Annotated in this window: 14 protein-coding genes; 3 read left to right on the forward strand and 11 right to left on the reverse strand. The window is 69.4% G+C overall.

Going from position 1 to position 19,989, the window contains the following annotated elements; translation table 11 throughout:
* Positions 1 to 5: 5 nt before the first annotated feature.
* The 10 genes from ACFU6I_RS12860 to ACFU6I_RS12905 form a co-directional block, all read right to left on the reverse strand.
* Entirely contained in the window at positions 6 to 389 is a 384-nt protein-coding gene (locus ACFU6I_RS12860) for an ArsR/SmtB family transcription factor (protein WP_384364587.1), read from the reverse strand.
* 172 nt (positions 390 to 561) lie between these two features.
* Positions 562 to 978: an acyl-CoA thioesterase gene (locus ACFU6I_RS12865; RefSeq protein WP_384364590.1), complete on the reverse strand. Its 417-nt coding sequence runs from the start codon at positions 976 to 978 to the stop codon at positions 562 to 564.
* A 386-nt stretch (positions 979 to 1,364) separates the two neighbouring features.
* Complete coding sequence (locus ACFU6I_RS12870; protein WP_384364593.1) at positions 1,365 to 2,462, reverse strand: NADH:flavin oxidoreductase/NADH oxidase; 1,098 nt, start codon at positions 2,460 to 2,462, stop codon at positions 1,365 to 1,367.
* Between the two features lie 163 nt (positions 2,463 to 2,625).
* Entirely contained in the window at positions 2,626 to 3,006 is a 381-nt protein-coding gene (locus ACFU6I_RS12875; RefSeq protein ID WP_384364596.1) for a hypothetical protein, read from the reverse strand.
* A 31-nt stretch (positions 3,007 to 3,037) separates the two neighbouring features.
* On the reverse strand, positions 3,038 to 6,217 hold the full coding sequence (locus ACFU6I_RS12880) for a glycosyl hydrolase 115 family protein (protein WP_384364777.1): 3,180 nt from the start codon (positions 6,215 to 6,217) through the stop codon (positions 3,038 to 3,040).
* Between the two features lie 331 nt (positions 6,218 to 6,548).
* Positions 6,549 to 7,649: an endo-1,4-beta-xylanase gene (locus ACFU6I_RS12885; RefSeq protein WP_384364599.1), complete on the reverse strand. Its 1,101-nt coding sequence runs from the start codon at positions 7,647 to 7,649 to the stop codon at positions 6,549 to 6,551.
* 95 nt (positions 7,650 to 7,744) lie between these two features.
* A complete protein-coding gene (locus tag ACFU6I_RS12890) occupies positions 7,745 to 10,135 on the reverse strand; it encodes a glycoside hydrolase family 3 N-terminal domain-containing protein (RefSeq protein WP_384364602.1) in 2,391 nt (796 codons plus the stop codon).
* Between the two features lie 52 nt (positions 10,136 to 10,187).
* Positions 10,188 to 11,081 (reverse strand): carbohydrate ABC transporter permease, encoded by an 894-nt coding sequence (locus tag ACFU6I_RS12895; protein ID WP_384364605.1) that lies wholly within the window; start codon positions 11,079 to 11,081, stop codon positions 10,188 to 10,190.
* Positions 11,082 to 11,085: 4 nt separating this feature from the next.
* Positions 11,086 to 12,015 (reverse strand): carbohydrate ABC transporter permease, encoded by a 930-nt coding sequence (locus ACFU6I_RS12900; protein WP_384364608.1) that lies wholly within the window; start codon positions 12,013 to 12,015, stop codon positions 11,086 to 11,088.
* A 2-nt stretch (positions 12,016 to 12,017) separates the two neighbouring features.
* Positions 12,018 to 13,265, reverse strand: coding sequence for an extracellular solute-binding protein (locus tag ACFU6I_RS12905; RefSeq protein ID WP_384364780.1), 1,248 nt, complete (start codon positions 13,263 to 13,265; stop codon positions 12,018 to 12,020).
* 213 nt (positions 13,266 to 13,478) lie between these two features.
* On the opposite strand from ACFU6I_RS12905, the gene ACFU6I_RS12910 reads away from it, so the two are divergent.
* Positions 13,479 to 14,537, forward strand: coding sequence for a LacI family DNA-binding transcriptional regulator (locus ACFU6I_RS12910; protein WP_384364611.1), 1,059 nt, complete (start codon positions 13,479 to 13,481; stop codon positions 14,535 to 14,537).
* A gap of 590 nt (positions 14,538 to 15,127) precedes the next feature.
* The gene (locus ACFU6I_RS12915; protein ID WP_384364784.1) at positions 15,128 to 17,803 is read left to right on the forward strand and encodes a SpoIIE family protein phosphatase; all 2,676 of its coding nucleotides are present in this window, start codon (positions 15,128 to 15,130) and stop codon (positions 17,801 to 17,803) included.
* Positions 17,804 to 17,901: 98 nt separating this feature from the next.
* Here ACFU6I_RS12915 and ACFU6I_RS12920 read toward each other — a convergent pair whose 3' ends face one another.
* Complete coding sequence (locus ACFU6I_RS12920; protein ID WP_384364614.1) at positions 17,902 to 18,618, reverse strand: cupin domain-containing protein; 717 nt, start codon at positions 18,616 to 18,618, stop codon at positions 17,902 to 17,904.
* Positions 18,619 to 18,890: 272 nt separating this feature from the next.
* Here ACFU6I_RS12920 and ACFU6I_RS12925 point away from each other — a divergent pair, with 272 nt between their 5' ends.
* Positions 18,891 to 19,979: a WD40/YVTN/BNR-like repeat-containing protein gene (locus ACFU6I_RS12925; protein WP_384364617.1), complete on the forward strand. Its 1,089-nt coding sequence runs from the start codon at positions 18,891 to 18,893 to the stop codon at positions 19,977 to 19,979.
* The last annotated feature ends 10 nt before the right edge of the window (positions 19,980 to 19,989 follow it).

The raw sequence follows: 19,989 nt of genomic DNA on the forward strand, positions 1-19,989 counted from the left end.
TGGTGTCAGTCTTCGCCGAGCCGGTCCGCCTGCTGGTTCGCGGCGGCGAGAATCGCGTCGAGCAGCCCCGGGAAGAGCGTGTCCAGATCGTCGCGGCGGAGCCCGTTCATCTTGGCGGTGCCCCGGTAGGTCTGACTGACGATGCCGCTCTCGCGCAGCACCCGGAAGTGGTGCGTGGTCGTGGACTTGGACACCGGCAGTTCGATACGGGAGCACGTGAGCTCGTCGTCGGCGGCGGCCAGCTCACGGACCACCTGCAGCCGCATCGGGTCGGAGAGCGCGTGGAGCACCGCCTCGATACGGATCTCCTCGCGTGCGGGGTGGGCGAGCACACGGGCCCCGACGCCCGGGTCGGCGGTGACACGAACGGCGGCGCTGGTGGCGGTCACGATAACTCCCCTTACGTCGTTTCGGACGGGCACCTCATGATACGAGACCCATCGTACTTTGCCGTATGGCTGACGCGTCACGTCGGCTTCCGCCCTGTGCAGCACCCGGTGTGACCGTCCCCCTGACACGAGATCCACGACGGCGTGAACGCGGTTCCGTTCCGGAAGCCGGTCAGCCGCTGAGCAGGTCCGGCCTCTCGGCCAGCGAGGCGAGATGCCCGGCCGGGTCAGCAATCAGTTTGCGGGCCGTCAGGTCGAGCATGCCGGCCACGCCCGTCACCTCCGCCGCGACCGTGCCGTCCTCCTTGAGGATCCTCTGCGCGACCTCGAAGGTCTTCCCCTCGCCGTACACGAACCGGCACGTCACCCGGACGCGCTCGCCGCCGCGCAGCTCCCGCCGGAACTTCACCGTGGCTTCCAACGCGACCGGTCCCACCCCGCTCGCCAGCAGCTTCTCCTGCGGCAGCCCGGCAGCTCGCAGCAGCTCCCACCGGGCGTGCTCGGCGTACTGCAGATAGACGGCCTGGTTCAGATGTCCCTGTGTGTCGAGCTCATAGCCGCGCACGGTCACGTCAACGAAGAAGGTCATGGTCGCCGCAACATCGCCGCGCAATCCGCCATTCCCCACCCGGCGCACTTTCACGCCAACTCCCGTGCACACACCGCACGTACACGAGCGGCGTCGGCCGAACGAGCCGGACCGACGTGGTGGAGCGGTCCGGTCCGCAAAGGTGCGACATCCGCCGACCGGACCGCTTGTCAGGGCCGGTACCCGTACACCCGCCCGGCGGGAGGCTCCGCTCGGCGCCGAAGAAACGGCGCCGGACACGATGGGACACAGCACGCACCCGCACGGCAGCGACCCGGAGGACCTGTTCGCCGAAGCGGCCTGTGGGCCAATCAGGAACTGCTGCACCACGGGGCCGAGATCGCGTTGCTTCGCGACTTCTTCCGCGCGGCGGCCCTGACCGAACCTCAGACTGCGCGGAGGTACTGATCGGGCCTGTGGACCTCACCCGTCAGCTCGCGCGCCGCATGCTGCGCCCATGACGGGCTCCGGAGCAGCTCCCGTCCGAGGAGCACGGCGTCCGCCTGCCCGTCGGCCACGATCTTCTCCGCCTGCTGCGGCTCGGTGATCAGACCGACGGCGGCGACGGGCAGCGAGGTCTCCTCGCGCACCCGGGCGGCGAAGGGGACCTGGTATCCGGGTCCCGTTGTGATGCGGGCATGCGGAGCGTTGCCGCCGCTGGAGACGTCCAGCAGATCGACGCCGTGCGCCTGCAACTCCTTGGCCAGCCGTACCGTCTCGTCGACGGTCCAGCCCTCACGGTCGTCCTCGTCGTTCTCCGTGAGCCAGTCGGTCGCCGAGATCCGGAAGAAGACGGGCAGGTCCTCGGGCCATACGTCGCGGACGGCGTCGACGACCTGGAGAGCGAACCGTACGCGGTTCTCGAAGCTGCCGCCGTACTCGTCCGAGCGCCTGTTGCTGTGCGGGGACAGGAACTGCCCGATGAGATATCCGTGGGCTCCGTGCACCTCGGCGACGTCGAAGCCGGCCTCGCGGGCGCGGCGGGCGGCCTCGCGGAACTGCTCGACGACGCCGTGGATCTCGTCCACGGTCAGCTCGTGCGGTACGGGGTGGCCCTCGTCGAACGGGAGCGGGCTGGGGGCGACGGGCTGCCAGCCGTGCTCGTCCGGGCCCACGGGCCCCCCGCCCAGCCAGGGGGCAGCCGTCGATGCCTTGCGGCCGGCGTGGGCGAGCTGAATGCCGGCGACGGAGCCCTGGCTCTTGATGAACGCGGTGATCCGCCGGAGGGCGGCCACCTGGGTGTCGTTCCAGATCCCGAGGTCGGCGGGGCTGATCCGCCCTTCGGGGCTGACGGCCGTCGCCTCGGTGAGGATGAGGCCGGTGCCGCCGATCGCGCGCGCCGCGAGGTGGGCGAAGTGCCAGTCGGTCGCGACGCCGGTCTCCGGCCCCACGGGTTCCGCGCTGTACTGGCACATGGGCGCCATCCATACCCGGTTGGGTACGACCAGCGATCGCAGGGTGTAGGGCTCGAAAAGGACACTCACGGCAGACTCCGTTTCGCCGGGAACGGCAGGATCGCTAGTACGATACATCTCGTAGTACGAGGTTCGTCAAATTACGAAGATTCTCGTACAACGAAACACGTGCATGAGGCCCCTCCCGACTTCGGGAGGGGCCTCATGCACGCGTGGGTCAGTCCTTCAGGATTCAGGCGCGGCGCCGAAGCGTGATCGCCGCATCGACGTCGTAACCCTGCGTCCAGCTGCGTCCGGCGCCGGACTTCCAGGTGACGTGAGCCGTGGCCCCGTCGACCCTGACCGCCTCCACGGTCATGACCCGGTCGCCGTCCCGCACATCGCCGCGACGCAGCTCCCCCGCCTTGACGCTCACGGGCTCAGCCGACTGCGCGCTCTCCGTCTCGTCCGCCGCACGAGCGAGAGCCGCAGCCAGCTCCCGGGCCCGGGCAGGGGTGCAGACCAGTGAGAACTCCCCCGAGGGACCGGCCACCCGGACCTCGACGCCCACCCCCACGGGGGTCACGCCCAGGATCGCACCCTGTCCGTCGGTGTCCTCGATCTCGCTCTTCATCGCCCTGCTCTCCCCTTGCCCGTCCCACGGCTCACTTCAGCCGGAGGCTCTCCGGCGGGCCCAGGTAGCTGGGCTTGAGGCCGCCGGTGTCGACCACCAGGTTCTGCAGAACCACCGTCGGGTCGACCATCCAGAATTTCAGCACATGCACACCGGCCCGGCCGATGTGGTGCACCGTACGGGTGCGGTTGACGTTGTCGGAGGTGTTGCGCGCCCACTGGACGTTCATCGTGCCGTCGTCGGATCCCGTCACCGCCGTGACGTTCACGCTCTGCGGCACGTCGTCGTCGAAGGAGACGGCATACGTGAGGCCGTCGGACGCCAGCGTGTTGTTGCGCGGCGACAGGTACGCGTGGACGGTGACCGGCCCGGTGGTGAACAGGCTGACCCGGTACTCCAGCCGCGGGCTGCTGCCGCCCGGGCTCCGGCGGGTGGCGGTGACCGGGAAGGGCTCCATGCCGGCGCCGGTCCGTCCGATGCCGGGAATACGCTGCCAGGTGATCCCGTTGCCGCCGACGGAACGGGAGTAATGGTCCGCCTCGATGGAGACGTACCCGTTGGCCTCGACGAATCCCTCGAGCTGCGAGCGCCGCTCCTCGGGATGGTCGATCACGGCCCGGACGACGACCTCGCGGCCGTCCGGACCGCTGACCGTGATCGGCACCTCCGTGACACCCTTGGGCGCCCGTGACCAGTCGACGCCGAAAGTGATCCGGTCCTGCTTGTCGACCCGGCCCCTGACGCGGTCGGCGACGAGCCAGGAGGCCCCTGTACGGATCCGGTAGTCGAACGGCGCGGCGCCCCGGTTGAACACCTCGATGTACTGCGCGGCCTGGCTCTGGTACGGGCTGAAGGCCGGCAGCACGGCCGGGGAGCTCTCCTTGGGCCACCACGTGTCCGAGCCGTCGACGGCCACTCCCATCTCGGCGCCGGCCGGGAGGTCGATGCGCTTGACCGCCGGGAACAGCACGTCCTTGATGGCGACGTTGTTGAGCTCGGGCTGCTGCCAGGGGGCGTTCGGCCCGTAGCGGGCCACATCGCCGTAGTCGATGTGCGGCTGGCTCTGGAACCCCTGCCACTTCCCGTCGGCGACCTTCGTGTTGAAGCGGTCCGCCAGCGCCAGGTCGTCTGCGAGCCGGGCCTCGGCGGCGTCCGCCAGATCGTTGGTGAGGGCCCGGCCCTGGGCCGCGTAGTGCAGGTTCTTGAACTCGGCCTCACGCAGGGCGTACAGGTTGGCGGTGGCCTGCACCTCATAGCCGACCAGTTCGTACCAGGCGTCCTGGGTGGAGGCGGGGAATCTGCGGCCGATCCGCTCGGCCTCGGCCCCGAGGCGCTGCCACTCCTCGGTGACGCGCTCCAGCTCCCGGTAGTCGGTGAGGCTGAACGGGGTGGCCTGGTCGTCGTAGCTGATCGCCGACGGGTCCTTGGCGGGGTCCTTGGCCGGGTCGAGGGTGATCTTCCGGTTCAGCAGCTCCGGCTTGCGGCGGGACTGCAGCCGGGCATAGGTACGGAGCACCTCGGCCACCTCCTCGGCCTGCTGCTCCCCGAAGTTCTGGCGGGCGTACTGCTCCTCCCACTCCGGCAGCCGGTCGAGAGTCCAGCGGTCGGGGTTCCAGGCGTACTCCAGGAAGAACTGCGTGGGCAGTTCGTTGCCCTTGAGGTCGCCGACGTTGGTGACCCAGAGGCCGTGGTTCCCATAGGCGACGGACTGGTGGAGCTGGTCCCACATGTTCGGCAGCGACGTCGTGTCCACCCACTTGTAGTTGCGGCCCACCCCGACGTAGTCGAAGTGGTAGTAGAGGCCGTAACCGCCGTCGCGGGCATCGTTCTCGAGGTCGGGGAGCTTACGGATGTTGGCCCAGTTGTCGTCGGTGAGGACGACGGTGACGTCGTCGGGCACCCGCAGGCCGCGGTCCCAGTACCGCTGGACCTCCTTGTAGAGGGTCCACACCTGCGGAATCGTGGTGACGTCCTTGCCGGAGACCTCGGCCAGGATCTGCCGCTGGGTGGCGATGATCTCGGTCATCAGCTCGATGCCGTCGCCGTCGGGCAGGCTGACGTCGCCGTTGCCGCGCATGCCGAGGGTGACGACGCCCTCGAAGTCCTCGTCCCTCATCCGGCGGATGCCGTCGGCCCAGTACGCCTTGATCGCCTCGGCGTTGCGGCGGAAGGACCACTCGCCGGTGCCGCCGTAGGGGTCGTGGCCGGGGGTGGTGATGTTGCCCGCGCTGTCGCGGACGGCGGCGACCGCATGCCGGTTCCACTCCTCGATACCGCGCATCATCGGTGCCTCGTGAGAGGTGCCCATGACGACGCCGTACGCCTTCGCGGTGGCGTGGTTCTTCGGATCGTCCTCGGCGAACGCGCGGCCCCACACAGCCGGCCAGAGGTAGTTGGCCTTCAGGCGAAGCATCACTTCGAAGATCTTGGCGTAGAAGTCGGCGTTGAAGCCGCCCTCGAAGCCGGGGGCCTTGCCAGGGCCGAAGAATGCCGGTGCCCACGTGCCGAGCGCCGGGTTCTCGTCGTTGATGAAGAACCCGCGGTACTTCACGGCCGGGGTGCCCTGGGTATGGCGGCCGGGCAGGACGTACAGCCCGTCCCGGTGCACGGGGACGACATCGTCCCACCAGTACCAGGGCGATACGCCGATCCCCCGGGAGACGTCGTACGCACCGTAGATCGTGCCGCGCTGGTCGCTGCCCGCGATCACGAAGGCCCGGTCCACACCGGGCAACGGCTTCTCGACGACGGTCTGGAGGCTGGTCTCCCACTTGCCCTGGATGCCGGAGACGTCGATCTTGCCCGCGTCGATCAGTCCGTCGATCAGCGGGCTGCGGCCGATGGTTCCGACGATGACGATCTCGCGGCCCTTCGGTGTCGCACCCCGCGAGAGGACGGGGCGGACGCCGGTGACGCGCTCGATGTCGGCCTGGAGGTCGTCGGCCACCCGGACGACCCCCGCGCAGTCTCGGTCGCTGACCAGGATCGGGGCCGCCGCGCCTCCCCTGACCAGCGGAAAGCTGCCGGAGCGGGGGACGAAGGAGATGTATGCTCCGGGGTCGGTCGGCAGCCCGGCCGCGCCCGGTGCGGTGGCCAAGGCCTCCGACGAGAGACCGAGCAGCGAGCCGAGAGGTGTTGCCGTCAGGGCGGTGAGCCCCAGTCCGAGCCCCAGAATCGCTCTGCGGCTCGTGTGTTGCGGGTGCCTGTCCATACTGCTCTCCCAATTTTGTTCACACCCATGACAAATTGGCCGGGTGTGCACCTTGACGAGTTGTCGGGTAGGGGTGGGCCAGTCGGAAGTGCCGGGCACGGCGGCCTGCGGCACCGCGGTGACCGCCGGCTCGGCGTCGCTGTCGCCGAGGCCGACGAGGCCCTCGCCGGTGTCGACCTCGACGATCGCACGCAGGGCGTACGGTTCGTGCACGCCGACCGCGTCGAGCAGGGCCGGGTCACAGAAGGCGACCGGAGTGATCGTCACTGCATGGATCCGGAGGCCGTCCGTCACCTTGCTGCCCCCTCCGCGCCGTTGATCATGCGGGCTTTCAGCCCCTGCCTGCAGCCAGCGTGAGGTCCGCACTCATCGCGTTGTACGCGGCCTTGGCCTTGAAGTTCTCGTCGAGGATGTTCGCCGCTCCCTCCCCCTTGAAGACGCCGGGAACCCAGGAGTACTTGTCGGTGAAGCCCCACACCGTGAAGTCGGTGCAGCGCTCGGTGAGCAGGCAGCCGCGCAGCAAAACGTCGTAGGCCTCCGCCTGTGCCTCCAGCTCGGTGTTGTCGACGGGCATGGGGATGCGGACGTCGGCCTCGGTGATCGCGGTCTCCAGACCGAGGTCGTCGAAGCGCTTCATGTTGGTGGCAATGTCGTGCGGGGCGTTGTACTGGACGTCCAGGTGCCCCTGGATGCCGACACCGTGAACCGGCACGTGCTCCTTGCGGAGCTGCGCAACGAGGTCATAGAGGGCGGTGCTTTTCGCGTTGACGCCCTCGATGTTGTAGTCGTTGATGAAGAGCTTGGCCTTGGGGTCGGCCCGGTGGGCCCAGCGGAAGGCGTCGGCGATGTAACCGGGGCCGAGCTTCCGCAGCCAGATGCTGTTCCGCAGAGTGCCGTCGTCGTCGAACGCCTCGTTGACGACGTCCCACTGCCAGATCTTGCCCTTGAAGTGGGCCGCCTGGTCGGTGATGTGCTGGTGCAGGATGTCCCGCAGCTCTTCGGGCGTGAAGTCGCCGTTGTTCAGCCAGGCGGGCAACTGGCTGTGCCAGACCAGGGTGTGACCCCGGACCAGCTGGCCGTTCTCCTCGGCGAAGTCGACCAGCCTGTCGGCCGCGGCCCAGTCGTACGTGCCGCGCCGGGGCTCGACGGCCTCCCATTTCATGACGTTCTCCGGGGTGACGGAGGAGAACTCCCCGGCGGCCTTTGCCCGGTAGGGCGCGTCGGATGCGAGCGCCGACATGTCGACCGCCGTTCCGATCCGCAGGTCGGCGCGCTTGCCCAGAGCGCCGAGGGTCCTGGCCGCGACGTCGCTCTTCGGCTTGGTGTGCTGGGCGGCGTTCTCGGGGGTGGCGCCGGCGGCGACGGCGAACGTGGAAACCAGCAGGGCTGCGGCGGCGGCGCCGACGACGGCAGCCCGATTTGCCTTGTGCATGACATTTCCCTTCGATGGAAGTACCGCGTCGAAAGTTTCGGGATCCTCCCCGCAGGTGGAGCGGGGAGGCCCGGACCCTCAGGCAAGGGGCAGATTCAGGTCGGTTCGATCGACGTGTCGCAGACGAGCCGGCGCCGGTGATCGACCGTGCGCTCGGGACCGGTGAGTCGCAGCCGTACGGTCTGCTTGACGTCGTCGGCCGCGCTGGATGTCGCGAGCCGCAGTTCGAGATCGCCGGGTTCGACGATCCGTCGGCCGCCGATACCGGTGAAGGACACCAGATCGGCATGAAAGCGGAATCGCACGCGGCGGGCCTGCCCGGCGGCGAGCTGCACTCGGGCGTACCCGATCAGCCGTGATTCCGGGCGGGTGGTCTGGGCGACCGGGTCGTGCACGTAGAGCTGCACCACTTCGGTGCCTTCGCGGTCCCCGCTGTTGCGGACGGTGAGTTCGATGTCGGTGGAGCCGTCGGTGGGGATCTCGGCCGGGGTCGCGGCGCCGGCCTCCCACTCGAACGACGTGTACGACAGACCGTGTCCGAAGGGGTGGAGCGGCGTCGGGTCCAGGTTGCTGACCCCGCTCGCCAGCCCCAGCGGCGGTTGCAGATAGGTCCACGGCTGACCGCCGGGACCCTGCGGCACACTGACCGGCAGTCGGCCGGAGGGGTTCACCCGGCCGGAGAGCACACCGGCCAGCGCCGGACCGCCCTCCTCGCCGGGGAAGAACGCCTGCACGGTGGCAGCCGTCCGGTCGGCCCAGCGGCCCAGCGCGTACGGCCGGCCGGTCAGCAGCACCAGGATCACGGGGGTTCCGGTGGCCAGCAGCGCGTCGAGCAGCTCGCCCTGCACACCGGGCAGGGCGAGGTCGGCGGCGTCGCAGCCCTCGCCGGTGGTGCCGCGGCCGAACAGCCCGGCCCGGTCGCCCAGCACGGCGACGCACACATCGGCGTGGCGGGCGAGCTCGGCCGCCGCCTCGATGCCGGAGGTGTCCGTGCCGTCCACGTCGCAGCCGGCCGCCGAACCGATGTCCGCACCGGGGAACTCCGCGCGCAGTGCTTCCAGGACGGTCGGAATGTCGATGCCCATCGGCACCTCGGGGTGCGAGACGCCGACATGGCTGGGGAAGGAGTAGCAGCCGAGCATGGCAAGGGCGTCGTCGGCGCGCGGCCCGACGACCGCGATCCGGCCGCCGCCGCCCAGTGGCAGCGCATCGCCGGGGTTGGCGAGCAGCACGACGGCCTGCTCGGCCAGTTGACGGGCGAGTGCCCGGTTCTCCGGCGGGTCGAGGTCCACGGTCTCACGCGCCTGCTCGGGGTCCGCCCCGGCCAGCACGGCCGGCAGCGGCGACCACTCCGGGTCGAGCAGACCGAGTTCGCACTTCTGCAGCAGCACGCGATGCAGCGCCCGGTCGACCAGTTCCTCGGCCACGGTGCCCTCCTGCACGGCGGCGACGAGCGCATCGCCGTAGCTGCGGACGGTGGGCAGCTCGACGTCGACCCCGGCGGTGAGCGCGAGGCGGGCGGCGTCGGAGCGGTCCGCGGCGACCTTGTGCAGGGTTTCCAGGAAGCCGATGCCGAAGTAGTCGGCGACGACGGTTCCGTCGAACCCCCAGGTGTCCCTGAGCAGTTCGGTGAGCAGCACCGGGTCGGCCGCCGTGGGGACGCCGTCGATCTCGGTGTACGAGGACATCACCGAACGGGCGCCTCCCTCGCGCAGCGCCATCTCGAAGGGCGGAAGGGTGACGTCGGTCATCTCCCGCGCACCGGCCCGGACCGGCGAAAGGTTGCGGGCGCCGGCCGACGCGGCGTATCCGGCGAAGTGCTTGAGTGTGGCGACGATGCCGGCGGACTCCAGACCCCGGACATACGCGGTGCCGATGGTGCCCACGAGGTAGGGGTCCTCACCGATGGTCTCCTCGACCCGGCCCCAGCGCAGGTCGCGCACCACGTCGAGGACGGGTGCCAGTCCCTGGTGGACGCCCACCGACCGCATGTCGCGGCCGATGCGGTGGGCCATCTCGGTGACCAGATCCGGGTTCCAGGCAGCTCCCCAGGACAGCGGGACAGGGTAGGCGGTGGCGCCCCAGGCGGTGAAGCCGGCGAGGCACTCCTCGTGGGCGAGCGCCGGGATGCCGAACCTTCCGGCCTCCACGATCCGCTTCTGGGCACGGGCCAGTGAGACGGCGCCGACGCCGGGGTCCACCGGGGCGGTGCCGAACGGTCTGGTCAGTTGGCCGAGCCCGCGGGTGGTGAGCTCGTCCCAGTCGACCGGGTCGACCATGTCGTTCTGGTGCGGTGCGACCCCGTCGCCATCGGCGTCGGCGCCCACCCAGACTCCGTACAGCTGTGCGGCCTTCTCCTCCAGGGTCATCCGGGCGACGAGGTCGGCCACCCGCTCCTCCGGGGTGAGGGAAGGGTCGCGCCAGGGGCCGTCGACGGCGGTGGCCGGATCGGCTCGGAGTGCGTGCGGGACAGGGTGGATTGCCATGGGGGCAGGGGTTCCTCTCATGAGTGCGGTGGTGCGGGGCGGCGTCGATGTGCTACTTGCCGCCCACCCCCATCAGTCCGTTGATCAGCGCCTTCCGTGCCACGAGGTACACGGCGAAGATCGGCACGACGGAAAGGACGATCGCGGCCAGCACGGCCGGGATGTTGACTCCGAACTGGGTCTGGAAGTTGAAGAGACCGAGGGTCAGTACGCGGTTCTCCTCCGACTGCGTCAGGATCAGCGGGAACAGGAAGCCGTTCCATGCCTGGAGCGCCGTGTAGATCGCCACCGTGCTGATGCCGCCCTTCGACATCGGTACCGCCAGCTGCCACAGCATCCGCAGGGGCGTGGCGCCGTCGAGCGCCATCGCCTCGTACATCTCCTCGGAGACGTCGCGCATGGTGCCGCTGAGAATCAGTACCGCCACCGGCATCGCGAAGGCTGCCGTCGGCAGGATGATCGCGGGCAGGCTGTCGTAGAGCCCCATCTTGCCGATGAGCAGATACAGCGGCACGATCACCGCCTGCGCCGGGATCGCGACGCCGAGCAGGAAGGTCCGGAAGGCGAGCGAGGAGAGCCGGCTGCGGGTGCGCACGGCCACATAGGCGACGGGCACCGCGAGCACCAGCACGATGGCCACGGTGGAGGCGGCGACGATCACCGTGTTGCCGAGCATCGTGGAGAAGCCGCTGTCCAGCACGGTCTTGTAGTTGTCGAGCGTCGGGTCGGTCGGGAAGGCCAGCGGGTCGCCGTTGAGCGCCTCATCCTGGTGCATCAGGGACGAGGAGATCAGCGTGTAGAGCGGTACGACCACGAGGACGAGCCAGACCAGCGAGCCCAGACCGGCCAGTGGGTTGCCCCACCGCTTCCGGCGGCGGGCTGTGGCCAGGCGGGTTCGGAACGCGGGCGACACGGTCGGCGCCGCGTGGCGGGTGTCGACTGACATCTCGTCACATACCTTCCCGGGTGGACCGCATGTTCCCGAATCCGCTGAAGCGGACCAGGACCAGCGACAGGGCGGTGGCCACCACGACGAGGGCCGTGGCGATCGCCGCGGCGTAGCCGAGGTCGTAGGTCTGGAAGCCGGTCCGGTACATCAGATAGGGCAGGACCGTGGTGTCCGTGCCGGGACCGCCCTTGGTCATGATCAGCACGGTGTCGAAGTACGTCAGCGAGCCGACGATCATCAGGACCGACGAGGTCGTGATGGTGTTGCGCAGCTGCGGCAGCGTGATGTGGAAGAACTGCCGGAACACGCCGGCGCCGTCCATCTCGGCCGCCTGGTAGAGCACCTGGGGGATCTGCCGGGTACCGCCCTGATAGATCAGGGTGTGGAACGGCATGAACTGCCAGCCGCCGACGAACGCCACGGTGAGCAGGGCTCCGGTGGACGATCCCATGACGTTCGGGTCGATCCCGAACCAGGGCCCGATCTCCTTGATCACGCCGAAGTTGGGGTCCAGCAGGGCGTGGAACAGCATGGCTATGGCGGTGGTGGAGAGCAGCAGCGGGACGAAGAAGACCGCGGAGAGCACGGCCCGGCTGCGCTGGCGACCTGCCGCCCAGACCCCGAGCAGCAGTGCCACGGGGGTCTGGAAGACCCAGCTGATGCAGGTCAGCAGGAGGCTCAACCAGGCGGCCTGCCGGAACTCCGGGTCCTTGAACAGCCGGGTCCAGTTGTCCAGGCCGGCCGAGGTCGGGGAGTTCAGCCCGTCCCACTTGCAGAAGGAGAGATACACGGCGATCGCCAGCGGGACGATCGCGAAGACGGCGAAGAAGAGGATGCCGGGCAGGGCCCAGCTGACGGGTGGACGGCCGACGTTGCCGGCGGCCGTCTTCCTGCCTCCGCGCATCTTCGGGTGCGGAGTGTGAGCGGACATTCTTACTTGACGGCCTTCATCGCTGCGACGAACTGCTCGGGGCTGGACTTGCCGGCGAACAGCTTGCTGAGCTCCGTGAGCAGCGGGGTGGCGTACTGGGACTCCAGTGCCTGGTCCCACGAGAGTGTGAAGCTGGGCGCCTTCTGGACCAGGCTGTACTGGTCGTTGGCGAACTGCGGGTTGGGCGACGTGCTCAGCATCGAGGCCGCGTTGGAGGTGGTGGGGATGTCCCCGTTGTCGACCAGCGCCTTGGCGTACTTCTGCGAGGCCATCGTCTTGAGGAAGGCGATCGCGACGTCCTTGTGCTTGGTGCGCGCGTTGATCGACCAGTAGTTGGTGGGGTTGCCCACCACGTCCGCCGCGTCGCCGACCCCGCCTGCGACGGTCGGGAAGGCGGTCCAGCCGAGGTCCTTCTTGGCGAACTCGGGTGCCTTGCCCAGCTGGGTCGAGTACTCCCACGAACCCATGAGGTGCATGGCGGCCTTGCCCTTGTTGAGAAGCGTGGGCGCGCCACCGTTGCCGTAGTCGACGGAGTTGAAGTTCTTGCCGAAGGCACCCTGGTCGACGAGGTCCTTGACGGTCCGGGCCGCCTTCAGCACCGCCGGGTCGCCCCAGCCGGAGCTGTCGCCGTTCTGGATCTTCTTGAAGACCTCGGGTCCGCCGATCCGGTCGAGCAGGTACTCCATCCACATCAGCTCGGGCCATTTGTCGGAACCGCCGAGGGCGAAGGGCGTGATGCCCTTGGCCTTGAAGGTGGTGATGGCCTTCTGCAGGTCGTCCCAGGTCTTCGGGGCCTCGAGCTTGTTCTCGGCGAAGAGCGTCTTGTTGTAGAAGAGCATCACGGGCTGCATGCCGCGCATCGGCACCCCGTAGATCTTCCCGTCGAGGCCGCCCGCCGTCATGATCGACGGAAGGAATCCGTTCTTGAGCTCTGCGTCGCCGTTGACGGTCGACGTGAGGTCGACCAGCTGCTTGGCATCGACGTAGGGCTTGATCGAACCGCCGCCCCAGTTGAAGAAGATGTCCGGGGCGCTCGGCGAGCCCATCGAGCTGCGGAGCTTGTTCACGTAGTCGGTGCCGGGGACCGAGACAAGCTTGACCTTGACATCGGAGGTCTTGTTGAACTCCGTTACCGCAGCTTGCTGGACCTTGACCGCGTCATCACCGTAGACATAGGCGGTGATGGTTCCGCCGTCGCTGCCGCTGCCGCTGCCGGATCCGCAACCTGCCAGCAGCCCGGCCATGACCATGGCGGCGCCTGCCGCGGTCCATCTCGCCGCACGTGTGCCCTGAGTGAATATTCCCGACCGCATGACCGCACCTCTGTCGAATGTTTCGGGCTTGCTTTCGAATGTTGCCGGAACCGTACGGTCGTGTTTCGGGCCCGTCAAGAGGTCGCCGGAAGGATTTTCCGAACCCTGACCCCTTCCCCGATCGGAGCCACAGGAAGCTACGATTCCCGCATGAGCCCTGCGAAGGTCCAGTCCCCACAGGAGAAGGCATCTGCCGACGAGCAGTCGGAGAGCACTGCCACGCTGGCGGAAATCGCCCGCGCGGCCGGAGTGTCGGCTCCGACAGTTTCGAAAGTGCTGAACGGCCGCGCCGACGTTGCACCCGGTACGCGCACCAGGGTGGAGGAGTTGCTGCTGCTCCACGGCTACCGCCGCAGGCGGGGTTCCACGGCACAGTCCCAGCTGATCGATCTGGTCTTCCACGAGCTCGACAGCAGCTGGGCCATGGAGGTCGTCCGGGGCGTCGAGAACGTGGCCCGGGAGGAGGGACTGAGCCTGGTTCTCTCCGAGAGCGCGGGACGGCTGACCCCGGGCCAGACCTGGGTGGACGGCGTGCTGGCCCGCCGTCCGGTCGGTGTGATCCTGGTGCTCTCGGATCTGACCGCCGCCCAGCGCGCCCAGCTGACCAGCCGAAACATCCCGTTCGCGGTGGTCGACCCCGCGGGCGACCCGGGTGACGACGTGCCGTCGGTCGGAACGACGAACTGGCAGGGCGGACTGGCCGCCACCCGTCACCTGACCGGTCTCGGACACCGTCGGATCGGCGTCATCAGCGGCCCGTCCCGCATGATGTGCAGCCGCGCCCGCGTCGACGGCTACCGGGCCGCGATGGAGACAGCGGGTCTGCCCGTCGATCCCGACCTGGTCCGGGAGGGCGAGTTCTCGCACGAGGACGGCTACACAGCGGCGCTGGAACTCCTGCGGCTGCCGGAGCCGCCCACCGCGGTGTTCGCCGGCAACGATCTGCAGGCACTCGGCGTCTACGAAGCCGCCCGCGAGCTGGGACTGCGCATACCGAAGGACCTCAGCGTCGTCGGCTTCGACGATCTGCCGCTCACCCGGTGGATCGGGCCACCGCTCACCACGGTGCGGCAGCCGCTCATCGAGATGGCCGAGACGGCGGCCCGGCTGGTTCTCGATCTCGGCCGGGGCCGGCAGCCCGCGACCACCCGGGTCGACCTCGCCACCAACCTGGTGGTGCGCAGCAGCACGGCGGAACCGGGCCGCTGACACCCGTCTCGACCTGCGGTTGTCACCGGTGCGAGTGATCGAGGTCGAGATGCCGCCCGGTCTCGATCCCGGTGGGGACGATCGGCTCGGCGACGCGGGCATCGCCGTGGGCCCATCGCAGCCCACGGCCTCGTCGAGGACCGTCCGGGTCCGGGCGACGCGAATCGCGGACAGCGAGCGAGATCGCCCGGGTCCGGCAGCCGGTCCTCCGTGGCGGGACGCGATATGGAGGAACTGGCGCACGTCTGCGCACCGCGAGATCTCCATGTCCAGCCCTGCGGCTTGGCGTGCCGGGGCGCAGGCGCTTTCGATCCTTGTCGGTGACGAAGGCGAAGGTGGAGCCGCCCTGACCGACCCGGGGATATCGGGGGGCATCATGCGGACGGCGGCGCTGAAGGGCGGCGGGTCGGGCCGGCCGAGTTCCCTTCGTCCGGCATGCGCCGCCCCATGACGAAGGCCGCAGCCTGACCGCGTACCGGCACGACACACGCGAGATTTTGTATGGACATAGCGGGTAAACAGGAGCTATGGGTGGCTTTGGGCGATATATTTCAAGGCTTCGGCAATCGAAACCTGGACACCCCCGCACCCTGCTCGGCGTGCGCAGCGTCGCCGCGGAAGTGCTGCTGCTGGAACTGACGCTCGTGGTGCTGGTCGTCGCAGCGGCGGCGCTCTCGCTCGTGGTGCAGGGCCGACGGGCCGCCGTTCACGAAGCCCAGAGAGGTTCGTATGCCGTCGCCGAGGCGTTCGCCCACTCCCCCGGCATCGTGACGGCGCTGGACGGCCCGAATCCCACCGCAGTGCTGCAGCCACTCACCGAGGAAATCCGGAAATCCACCCACGTCGACACGGTCGTCGTGGCCGACATACACGGTATCCGCATCACCCACCCCGATCCCGCGCTGATCGGCAAGCACATCATCGGCCCGTACAAGGAGGCGGTCCTCGGGCATGGCTTCACCCGTACGTTCACGGGAAGCCGGGGGCCGGCCGTGAACTCGGTGGTGCCCATACCGAGGCCCGACGGCTCGACCGCCGGCCTGGTGTCCGTGGGTATCAGGGTCAGCAACGTGAACAAACTGGCCGACCGCGAACTGCCGGTGCTGGTCGGCGCCGCGGCGGCCGTATTTGCCCTCACCTCCGGCGGTGCGGCACTGATCAGCCGGCGTCTGCGACGGCAGACGCACGGCCTCGGCCCCGCCGAGATGACGCGGCTCTACGAGCATCACGACGCGGTGCTGCACTCCGTACGCGAAGGCGTCCTCATCATCGACGGCGACGGGCGGCTGATGCTGGCCAACGACGAGGCCCGGCGACTGCTGCGCCTGCCCGCGGACGCCGAAGGACTTCCGGTGACGGGCATCGGCCTGCCGCCTCCCCTCGCGGAACTGCTCGCCTCGGGCCGCTCCGCCTCCGACGAGGTGCGCATGGCCGGCGACCGGCTGCTGGCCGTGAATCTGCGGCCCACGGACGAACACGGCGGACCTGCCGGGACGGTCGCGACCCTGCGGGACACGACGGAACTGGCCGCACTGGCCGGCCGGGCCGCCGAGGTGAGGGAGCGGCTGCTCCTTCTGCACACGGCCGGTGTGCGGATCGGTACAACACTGGATGTGACCCGGACCGCGGAGGAACTGGCCGAAGTGGTGGTCCCCCGTTTCGCCGACTTCGCCTCGGTCGACCTCGCCGAGCCCGTGCTGCGCGGTGAGGAACCTTCGGTGCCTCTCGGCACCGTGCTGAACATGCGACGTACAGCCGCGGCGGGTGTGCGCGCAGACCACCTCCCCTTCTACCCGATCGGGCGGGTCGTCGGGTTCGTTCCCACCAGCCCGGCGGCCCTGGGACTGATCCATGGACACACCATGCTGGTGCCTGACCTGTCCTCCGAACCGGGCTGGAAGGGGGCCGACCCCGAACGGTCGGCGAGGATCCTCGCGTACGGCGTCCACTCCCTGCTCTCCGTTCCGCTGCACGCACGCGGTGCGGTCCTGGGCATGGCGAATTTCTGGCGCTCGGAGAACCCGGACCCCTTCGACGAGGACGATCTGACATTCGCCGAGGAACTGGTCGCCCGGGCGGCCGTCTGTGTCGACAACGCCCGCCGCTACACCCGCGAGCACGACATGGCGGTGACGCTGCAGCGCAGCCTGCTGCCCCGCGACCTGCCCGAGCAGAACGCACTCGACATCGCCTACCGCTATCTGCCGGCTCAGGCGGGGGTGGGTGGCGACTGGTTCGACGTCATTCCGCTGCCCGGTGCCCGCGTCGCGCTGGTCGTCGGTGACGTCGTCGGGCACGGTCTGCACGCCGCCGCGACGATGGGCCGCCTGCGCACCGCGGTCCACAACTTCTCCGCACTGGACCTTCCGGCCGACGAGCTCCTCGCGCGCGTCGACGAACTGGTCGCGCGGACCGACCGGACGGAGAACGCCGGCGGCGGGCGCGCGGAGATCACGGGGGCCACCTGCCTGTACGCCGTCTACGACCCGGTGGCCGGCACCTGCTCCGCTGCCCGGGCGGGCCATCCCGGTCCCGTCCTGGTGCTGCCCGACGGCACGGTGCAGTCCCCCGATGTCCCCGCAGGCCTGCCCCTGGGCATCGGCTGGCTGCCCTTCGAGTCGGTGGAGTTGCCCCTGCCGGAGGGGAGCCGTCTGGTGCTCTACACCGACGGTCTGGTCCGGTCGCGCGAGCGGGACTTCGACACCGGACTCGACACACTGCGCGGAGCCCTGGCCGGACAGCACCGGACCCCGGAGGAGACCTGCGACGACCTGGTCTCCGCGCTCCTGCCCACCCCTCCGGGTGACGACGCCGTCCTGCTGGTGGCCGCTACGCACATCCTCGACCCCTCCCGTGTCGGCGAATGGGAGGTCGAGTCCGACCCGTCGGCCGTCGCCGGGGTCCGCAAGGACGTGTCCCAGTGGCTCATCGACCAGGGGCTGGAGGAAGAGACCTTCGCGACCGAGCTGATCCTCAGTGAGCTGGTCACCAACGCCATCCGCTACGGCGACCCTCCCATCCGGGTCCGGATGCTGCACGACCGTTCCCTGATCTGCGAGGTGTCCGACTCCAGCAGCACCGCACCGCATCTGCGCTATGCGTCGACGACGGACGAGGGTGGCCGCGGCCTGTATCTCGTCGCCCAGTTCGCCGATCGCTGGGGCACCCGCTACACAGCCGAGGGCAAGATCATCTGGTCCGAACAGACACCGGGCGCGACTGGAGCGCCGACGTTCGAGTGGACGGACGAGGCCCTGGACATCTGAGCGCGCCACCAACCACCGTCGCCACGCCGTGGCACACGCCCTGGTACCCCTCCCGGCAGGCTTCGCCCGGCCCTCGGCCACACCGCAGCCACCGACGCTCATCCGCCGTAGACATCGAGGCGGCCGCACATCCCGAACTTTCCGTACTCCGAAGGCTGTTGGGCATACACGCAGGCAGCCGCGAGATGGCTGCCGTCACCCTGCGCCAGGGCGTCCAGCTGGTCGCCGGTTGCCCGGGATGCGGCGGCGGCGCCCTGTTCCCAGCGCCCCCGCCAGTCGTCCGTCCGATGTCTCACGAGCGCGGCGGCCGCCCGGTGGAAGGCGGCGAGCGGCTCGGTGTCACCCGCCTCCGCGGCCCGGCGCAGCGCGAGAAAGCCCTGGACGGCGAGGTCGCGGCGGGCGCGGGCGGCGCCTTCCTGTTCAGGCTCGGAGCCGTGGACGGGCAGAGCCACGGCCGCGCGATAGGTGTCGGGGTCCGTCAGGAAGCGCGGCGGGAGGGTGAGCACGGCGTCGCCCGCCTCGGGCAGTCCGCTGTTCTGCATGAGAACGACGATGCGCAGGTCCTCGTCGTTGACGAGCCGGTGGATCGTGCCGGGGGTGAACCACACCAGTGAACCGGCGGCCAGGGGCGTCTGCCGGAAGCCTGACATGGTGAGCGTCTGTACCGAGCCCGTGCCCCCGACCACCACATACCCCTCGGAACAGGTGAGATGGAGGTGGGGTGTACCGCCGCGCAGTCCGTCCTCGGTGGGCCAGTCGTAGACCGTGAGGTGGGAGACGGCTACGGCGCCGGGCAGTCCTTCGAAGGTCACCACGCGCGCTCCTCGGTTGGGTTCGTCGGCTGTTCGTCGGGAGCCCATCGAGGGCCCACCGGTTGGGCAAGCGCTTTCTACGAGGGAAGTTACGGCCCGCCCCGGACGGCGGTCAAGGGTGCCCCGACGATGTCGGCCGCGACCCTGTTCCGGATCGCCACCCGCCCCGCACTCGCCGTCCGACCTGCGCAAACGCCTTCTCTTCGAACCACTGTCAGTGGCCGGGTGCAGACTGACCCGTGTCCGCGACAAAGGCGTTTCGGGAGGTGTCGGCGATGTCCGACGTACTGCTCACTGTGGGAACCCGCAAAGGACTCTTCATCGGCCGCAGACGAGGTGGCACGTGGGAGTTCGGCGACCCTCATTTCAACGCACAGGCGATCTACTCCATCGCCATCGACACCCGCGGCCAGGTCCCCCGGCTGCTGGTCGGCGGGGACAGCGCGCACTGGGGACCCTCGGTGTTCCACTCCGACGACCTGGGCGCGACGTGGGTCGAGCCTAAGCAACCCGCAGTGAAATTCCCCCAGTTCACCGGGGCTTCGCTGGAGCGGGTCTGGCAGCTGCACCCGGCCGGGGCAGAGGCACCGGATGTCGTGTACGCGGGGACGGAGCCGGCCGCGCTCTTCCGCTCCGAGGATCGCGGGGAGTCGTTCGAGCTGGTGCGCCCGCTGTGGGAGCATCCGACGCGCTCGAAGTGGGTCCCGGGCGGGGGCGGCGAGGGGCTGCACACGATCCTGACCGACCCGAGGGACGCGCAGGCGGTGACCGTCGCGGTCTCCACGGCCGGGGTGTTCCGCACCAAGGACGGCGGAGCGAGCTGGGCCCCCTCGAACAAGGGGGTGTCGGCGGTCTTCCTGCCTGATCCGAACCCGGAGTTCGGCCAGTGCGTCCACAAGGTCACCCGGGATGCGGTCGATCCGGACCGGCTCTATCTCCAGAACCACTGGGGTGTGTTCCGCAGTGACGACTCCGGGGACAACTGGTCGGATATCGGCGGAGGGCTGCCTTCCGACTTCGGTTTCGCCGCGGCCGCGCATCCGCACCGGGCGGAGACGGCGTACATCTTCCCGATCAACGCCGATGCCGACCGCGTGCCGGCCGAGCACCGCTGCCGGGTGTTCCGTACGAGCGACGCGGGCAACAGCTGGGAGCCGCTGTCCGACGGACTGCCCGAGGAAACGCATTACGGCACGGTGCTGCGCGACGCCCTCTGCACGGACGACGCCGATCCGGCGGGCGTCTATTTCGGCAATCGGAACGGCGAGGTGTACGCGAGCCGGGACGACGGGGACAGCTGGGAGCAGCTCGCCTCGCATCTGCCGGATGTCCTCTGTGTACGAGCGGCAGTCGTCGGCGGTTGATCACCCCGGT

It is taken from the genome of Streptomyces sp. NPDC057486 (genome assembly GCF_042802415.1).
GTDB lineage: Bacteria > Actinomycetota > Actinomycetes > Streptomycetales > Streptomycetaceae > Streptomyces > Streptomyces yanii.

Excerpts from the sequence above, each read along its gene's own strand:
- ACFU6I_RS12905 (WP_384364780.1), bottom strand. The coding sequence starts at position 13,265 with ATGGTCATGGCCGGGCTGCTGGCAGGTTGCGGATCCGGCAGCGGCAGC.
- ACFU6I_RS12890 (WP_384364602.1), bottom strand. The coding sequence starts at position 10,135 with ATGGCAATCCACCCTGTCCCGCACGCACTCCGAGCCGATCCGGCCACC.
- ACFU6I_RS12895 (WP_384364605.1), bottom strand. The coding sequence starts at position 11,081 with ATGTCAGTCGACACCCGCCACGCGGCGCCGACCGTGTCGCCCGCGTTC.
- ACFU6I_RS12875 (WP_384364596.1), bottom strand. The coding sequence starts at position 3,006 with ATGAAGAGCGAGATCGAGGACACCGACGGACAGGGTGCGATCCTGGGC.
- ACFU6I_RS12925 (WP_384364617.1), top strand. The coding sequence starts at position 18,891 with ATGTCCGACGTACTGCTCACTGTGGGAACCCGCAAAGGACTCTTCATC.
- ACFU6I_RS12910 (WP_384364611.1), top strand. The coding sequence starts at position 13,479 with ATGAGCCCTGCGAAGGTCCAGTCCCCACAGGAGAAGGCATCTGCCGAC.
- ACFU6I_RS12900 (WP_384364608.1), bottom strand. The coding sequence starts at position 12,015 with ATGTCCGCTCACACTCCGCACCCGAAGATGCGCGGAGGCAGGAAGACG.
- ACFU6I_RS12885 (WP_384364599.1), bottom strand. The coding sequence starts at position 7,649 with ATGCACAAGGCAAATCGGGCTGCCGTCGTCGGCGCCGCCGCCGCAGCC.
- ACFU6I_RS12865 (WP_384364590.1), bottom strand. The coding sequence starts at position 978 with ATGACCTTCTTCGTTGACGTGACCGTGCGCGGCTATGAGCTCGACACA.
- ACFU6I_RS12880 (WP_384364777.1), bottom strand. The coding sequence starts at position 6,217 with ATGGACAGGCACCCGCAACACACGAGCCGCAGAGCGATTCTGGGGCTC.